At 41.6% G+C, this 6,320-nt stretch carries 5 protein-coding genes; 3 read left to right on the forward strand and 2 right to left on the reverse strand.

Features of this window, described 5'->3' with window-relative positions:
- Positions 1-92: 92 nt before the first annotated feature.
- Together ACMHKH_RS00865 and ACMHKH_RS00870 are read right to left on the reverse strand one after the other, a co-directional pair.
- Positions 93-578, reverse strand: a complete 486-nt coding sequence (locus ACMHKH_RS00865; RefSeq protein WP_413518793.1) for a Dps family protein — start codon at positions 576-578, stop codon at positions 93-95.
- Between the two features lie 239 nt (positions 579-817).
- Positions 818-1,480, reverse strand: coding sequence for a YcxB family protein (locus ACMHKH_RS00870; RefSeq protein ID WP_413518794.1), 663 nt, complete (start codon positions 1,478-1,480; stop codon positions 818-820).
- A gap of 588 nt (positions 1,481-2,068) precedes the next feature.
- On the opposite strand from ACMHKH_RS00870, the gene serS reads away from it, so the two are divergent.
- The 3 genes from serS to ACMHKH_RS00885 form a co-directional block, all read left to right on the forward strand.
- The gene (serS, locus tag ACMHKH_RS00875) at positions 2,069-3,355 is read left to right on the forward strand and encodes a serine--tRNA ligase (protein ID WP_413518795.1); all 1,287 of its coding nucleotides are present in this window, start codon (positions 2,069-2,071) and stop codon (positions 3,353-3,355) included.
- A gap of 297 nt (positions 3,356-3,652) precedes the next feature.
- Positions 3,653-5,650 carry a transketolase gene (gene tkt / locus ACMHKH_RS00880; protein WP_413518796.1) on the forward strand — a complete coding sequence of 666 codons (1,998 nt, stop codon included), beginning with the start codon at positions 3,653-3,655 and terminating at the stop codon, positions 5,648-5,650.
- Positions 5,651-5,874: 224 nt separating this feature from the next.
- The coding region (locus ACMHKH_RS00885; RefSeq protein WP_413518797.1) for a hypothetical protein at positions 5,875-6,320 on the forward strand (446 nt) is incomplete at its 3' end.

Raw genomic sequence — 6,320 nt, forward strand, 5'->3', positions numbered from 1 at the left:
TTATCTATAAAAGCCCAATAAAAAAGCACCTAAATTAGGTGCTTTTTTATTGCTTTAAATGTCATTATTCTTATAGGATTTCAATAGAATCATTAGCCCAAAAAGGCGTTATACATCCAAATAAGCTTTTCTTGCTCTTGCACATAGGCATCAACCAAATCAGCGGTACCTTGGTCGTCGCTTTCTACCGCGAGCGCTGATACTTGACGTTGCTCTGCAATCAGCGCTTGCAGACCACTAACCACACCGTTGACGCAAGTCGTACCGCCTTTAACGTTTTTGTCTTCGCTAATGCTCGTATGCTGAGCAAAATCGCTATAGGCATGCAATGGCGTGCCGCCTAAAGTTAGGATACGTTCAGCAATTTCATCAATTTGTAGTTGTAGGGCTGTATATAGCTCTTCAAACTTTGGATGTAAAGTGAAGAAATGCTCACCTTTAACGTTCCAATGATAACCACGGACATTGATATAAAACATATGATAGCTAGATAGTAGACCATTTAACTTTGCAATGACTGCGCTCATATCTGCTTTTTCTAGACCGATTTGATTCGTATCGTTATTATTGTTACTCATTATATTATCCTTTTCATTGAGTGTTTATTTAACATTAAAAGATTGTAGCGTTAAAGCTTAAATGATTAACATCAGCTGCTCTTGACTCATCGTCAAAACAGCTGCTTACCGCCAATTACTTAACCTTTCATTCTTACTATTATAGCAAGCAATCAAAAATAAGTTAAATAAATCAAATTAACATTTGTAATATGTTTTATCAAACAATAATAGCTTTAGTCTTAGGTAGAGCTTTTAGCTTATTTAGCGGGTAGCTGTAGATTCTCGGTATTCAGACCTTTTACCGCGACCACTTCTAATAAATGCTGACGCACCGTATCGATTGGGAATTTTTGCGCTTGCAAGCGTTTAGGGATAATCTGACTACCTTGCTGACCTTTCATCTCAAACATCATAAAGATATAGTCATCGGTTTCATCCCAGCTTTTGACTGCAGACCAAGGGATAACTGCTTGTTGGGTGCTACCTGCACGCATCTGCATACCGCGCATCTGATTACTATTAAACATATCTGGCTGATTGACCGGTACAGCCATTACCAGACCATGCTTCTGTACACCTAGTTTCATTTGACGCATCTCGTCAGGCATTTCTTGCTCAGCAACTTGCTTTTCAAACTCTCTTTTGACATACCATTTAAAACCAAGGGTACGAACCAGTAGGTAGACAACAACGGCTGCTAGCATCAGCCAAAAAATAATGGTCGAATAGCCTGTTAAAAAGACCAGTCCAGCAACGGCTAAAACCACAGCGACTGCCATGATAATCCATTCTTTCAGTTTGATATTCGACAGACCAAATGACGGGCTAGCACTAGCAAATAGTTCATACTGTGCTTGATGGAATTCTGCCTCGGTTAGGTTTAAGGCAACAGGTTGCAGCGTGTAGGGGTACAGGGCCATAAAGGTTTCTCAAATACTTGTGTTGAAAGCGTTGGGTTTAAATCACCAAAGCGGAGCGGTAATGCTGTACTTGGCTGGAAGTGTAATAAAGCTATGCGCTTATCTTACCGAAAAGCGCCCCTAAATGAAACATATAAGCCGTTCTGTTCATTGATAGACATCATATTAATAGCATTAATAGAGAGTGGCGATAATTGTTGACGCTAATCTTAAGTTTGTCAGAAGAAAATATTGGGATAACGCGCAACATTCAAACATGGTTTCAAACTAAATTTTTTTGCTATAAAGCAGCATCGTTACATATGCAAAAATAGTCGCAAGGTCGCCTTTTTAGCTTCTAAATAGGGGCAAAACATGGTCAAATCTGCTGGGTCTTGGTATTATAGCGGCTACCACACATTCTGCTGTCCAATATGACAGCACAGTAAGCACAGTAAGATAGTAACTGAGTTATTGAAGCAATAAGTCATAAAGTTAAATTGACGATAAGCGAAATTGCTGTTCAGCTTAGATATTACTTTTATCTGTTCAACACGCCCTAATAATATTTAAAAATTTTACTCACTCTCAGTATTACAGGTTCCTATTATGATTGATCCGAAACTCTTACGCGGCGATTTAAATGAGTTACAACAGCAGCTAGCCACTCGTGGCTATAAGCTTGACATGGCGTTCTGGCAAACCGTTGAGTCCGAACGTAAATCTCTACAGGTCAAAACCGAAGAGTTGCAATCGCGCCGTAATGCAGGTGCTAAGCAAGTCGGGGCGCTAAAAAAATCAGGTGAAGATGCCAGTGAGCTATTGGCGGAAATGCAAAGCGTCAGCGGTGAGATTAAAGTTGCTGAAGATGAGCTGCGCACTCTACAAGAGCGCATTAGCCAAGCGGCATTACAGATACCAAATATTCCAGCAGCAGATGTGCCAGTTGGTACGTCAGAAGACGATAACGTCGAAGTACGCAGATGGGGTACGCCGCGTGAGTTTGATTTTGACATTCAAGATCATACCCATATCGGTGAGACACTTGGCATGCTAGATTTTGAAGCTGCGACTAAGCTGACGGGTAGTCGTTTTAATGTGCTCAAAGGCCAGCTTGCGCAACTGCACCGCGCCTTAATTCAATTCATGCTCAATACTCATACCATCAAGTACGGCTATACAGAAACTTATGTGCCGTATATCGTTAATTCTGAAAGCTTAAAAGGTACGGGTCAATTGCCGAAGTTTGAAGATGATTTGTTTAAACTAACCAATCATACGAATAATGATGATATGGACTTTTATCTCATTCCGACGGCTGAAGTACCGATGACCAACTTAGTACGCGGCGAGCGTTTAGACATCAGTGAGCTACCATTAAAATTCACCGCACATACGCCATGTTTCCGTAGTGAAGCGGGCTCACACGGTCGTGATACCCGTGGTCTAATTCGTCAGCACCAGTTTGAAAAAGTTGAGATGGTCAATATTGGCACTGCAGAGCAATCGGATGAGTTACTAGAGGCAATGACAGGGCAAGCTGAATATGTTTTACAGCAGCTAAATCTGCCCTATCGTACGGTTCAATTATGCACCAGTGATATGGGTTTCGCGGCACAAAAAACCTATGATATCGAAGTGTGGTTGCCAAGCCAAGACACCTATCGCGAAATCTCAAGTTGCTCAAACTGTGGTGATTTCCAAGCTCGCCGTATGGGTACACGCGTCAAAGACGGCAAACAAACCAGTCTTGCTCATACCTTAAACGGTTCAGGCTTAGCAGTCGGTCGTACGTTATTGGCAGTGATGGAAAATCATCAAAACGCCGATGGTAGTATTACTATTCCGGAAGTATTGCGTCCCTTTATGGGCGGCGCTGAGACGATTCTAGTGTAGTTGTTTAATAGATAGTTATTTGATGATTAATGCAATCAGTGAGTCAGTATGTTGGCTCGCCGATTGTGGTTTCTTGTAGTAAGTGTTGGTCAAATTGATAAAACTGATACAAATTATTATTAAATACGAACGCTTCTATCAGCGCATTTTTGGCTAGGCAGAGCGTAACTATGTTAATATTACCGCCTGTATTTACAGATTATTTGTTAAGGGCGCCTATTGCGTCCTTATTTTATGACCCTCTGAATAAACTCTCCTCTTATCCTCCATAATTCTATCCGAATATTAGGACACTCTATGCCAGCTCCAATTAGCGAACGTAAATTAGCCAATGCCATCCGCGTACTGTCGTTCGACGCGGTTCAAAAAGCCAATTCTGGTCACCCTGGTGCACCGATGGGCATGGCTGATATTGCCGAAGTTTTGTGGCGCAAGTTTCTAAAGCACAATCCTGCTGATCCAAGCTGGCATAACCGTGACCGTTTTGTCTTATCAAACGGTCATGGCTCAATGCTCATCTATTCATTGCTGCATTTATCAGGCTATGACGTTAGCGTTGATGACCTAAAAGGTTTCCGTCAGCTGCATTCAAAAACTCCTGGTCACCCTGAGCTTGGCTATACGCCAGGTATTGAAACCACCACTGGTCCACTAGGGCAAGGTATTGCCAACGCCGTTGGTTTTGCGATTGCAGAAAAAACGTTAGCAGCGCAGTTTAATCGTGAAGGTCATAATATCGTTGACCATCATACTTATGCGTTCTTGGGCGATGGCTGCTTGATGGAAGGTATTAGCCATGAAGTTTGCTCATTAGCTGGCACACTAGGATTGGGTAAATTAGTATTCTTCTATGATGACAATGGCATCTCAATCGATGGTAATGTCGATGGCTGGTTCACAGATGATACGCAAGCGCGCTTTGAGTCTTATGGCTGGCAAGTGATCAAAGTCGATGGTCATGATACTGATGAGATTACGCAAGCTACTGAGCAAGCAATTAAAGAAACCACTAAGCCAAGTTTAATTATTTGCAAAACTACTATCGGTGCTGGTAGCCCGAATAAACAAGGCTTAGCGTCCAGTCATGGCTCGCCACTAGGTGATGACGAAATCGTCTTAACTCGCGATGCGCTATCTTGGAAGCATGCACCGTTTGAACTAGATGAGGAAATCTATCAAGCGTGGGATGGTAAAGCGAAAGGCGACGTCTTACAGAAAAATTGGGACGCGAACTTTGCAGCTTATAAAAAGGCCTATCCAGAATTAGCAGCTGAATTACTACGTCGTTTAGAGGGTGACTTACCAGCTGACTTTGAGCAAAAAGCACAAGATTATATTCAGCAGACTCAAGAACAAGGTGGAGATGTTGCTAGCCGTAAAGCCAGCCAAAATGCGATTAATACTTTGCAGCCATTACTGCCAGAGTTGCTTGGTGGTTCAGCGGATCTAGCTGGTTCAAACTTGACGCTATTTAAAGATGCTAAAGGTATCCAAGACGATGCTGCTGGTAACTATATTTATTATGGTGTACGCGAATTTGGTATGACGGCGATTGCCAACGGTATCGCACTACATGGCGGTTTTATTCCTTATGTTGCTACCTTCCTGATGTTTATGGAATACGCCCGTAATGCGGTACGTATGGGCGCGCTGATGAAACAGCGTGTGATTCATGTTTATACTCATGATTCTATTGGTCTGGGTGAAGACGGTCCAACGCATCAGCCAGTTGAGCAATTGACCAGCTTGCGCACCACGCCAAACCTACGTACATGGCGTCCTTGTGATGCGACGGAATCAGCAAGCGCTTGGGTCGAAGCGATTAAGTCAGAAAATAATCCATCTGCATTGATTTTCAGCCGTCAAAGCTTGCCACATCAAGCCCGTGACGCTGAGCAAGTCGCTAATATCAATAAAGGCGGTTATGTATTAGCTAAAGAGCAAAGCGAGCTACAAGCAATTATCGTCGCTACTGGTTCAGAAGTTGGTTTGGCGATGCAAGCGTATGAGACGTTAAGTGAAAATAGCGTTGGCGTCCGTGTAGTCTCTATGCCCTGTGCAGAAATTTTCGTAGAGCAAGATGCCAGCTATCGCGAGTCAGTATTACCAGCCGATATCCGTGCTCGCGTCGCTGTAGAAGCGGCTCATGTTGACTACTGGTATAAGTTCGTTGGTCTTGATGGTAAAGTCATCGGCATGACCACTTATGGCGAATCTGCTCCTGCTGAAGAGTTATATAGAGAGTTTGGTATTACTACTGAAGCTGTGATTGATGCGGTGAATAGTTTAGTCTGATTAATCAAAGCTTAGACTTAGTTTTTGAATTTATAAAAGAGCTGCTGGAGAAATCTAGTGGCTCTTTTTCTAGTAGGGTACGCCGCCCAGCTCACTTTTCTTGTAAGTTATATTTTATTGGTTCAGCTTGGAGCATCTCTGCTACCATAAAATTTTGAAAAAGATAGGTACACTAGTGTCGTAATATCATCCTAAGTTATGTACTAAGAAAAAGAAGGAAGGTTATGCAAAGATTTATTCAGATTGTTTCTGAAAGTACAGAAACACATATTGAAAATTTTAATAGAATAGAAAAGCTGATTTATGAGGAGCTTCAAGAATCAGGTTCAACTAGATTGGTTATAAATCTTCAAAAGATACAATGGGAAAGAACTATATTTGTTATAGGACTGTTTTCACTATTCGAAGCAGTAATTCAGAATGAATTAAAGATTGAGAAAGGTTCGGCTTTTAAAGAGTTAAAAATAAAACTTGCAAGAGATAAAAATGAGGAATTACTCGTAAGATTTGAAGACTTTTACTACGCTATTAACGTATTGAAGCATGGAAAAGGTTGTTCTTATACAAAACTTTTAGACAAGCAAGATAGATTACCGTTCGAAATCACACCTGCTGATTCATCTTTTAGAAATGAAGGTGATGTATCAGAAATTGAGACTTTAATTTATAT

The sequence above is a fragment of the Psychrobacter glacincola genome, assembly GCF_965118485.1.
GTDB lineage: Bacteria > Pseudomonadota > Gammaproteobacteria > Pseudomonadales > Moraxellaceae > Psychrobacter > Psychrobacter glacincola_D.

Excerpts from the sequence above, each read along its gene's own strand:
- ACMHKH_RS00865 (WP_413518793.1), bottom strand. The coding sequence starts at position 578 with ATGAGTAACAATAATAACGATACGAATCAAATCGGTCTAGAAAAAGCA.
- ACMHKH_RS00870 (WP_413518794.1), bottom strand. The coding sequence starts at position 1,480 with ATGGCCCTGTACCCCTACACGCTGCAACCTGTTGCCTTAAACCTAACC.
- serS (WP_413518795.1), top strand. The coding sequence starts at position 2,069 with ATGATTGATCCGAAACTCTTACGCGGCGATTTAAATGAGTTACAACAG.
- tkt (WP_413518796.1), top strand. The coding sequence starts at position 3,653 with ATGCCAGCTCCAATTAGCGAACGTAAATTAGCCAATGCCATCCGCGTA.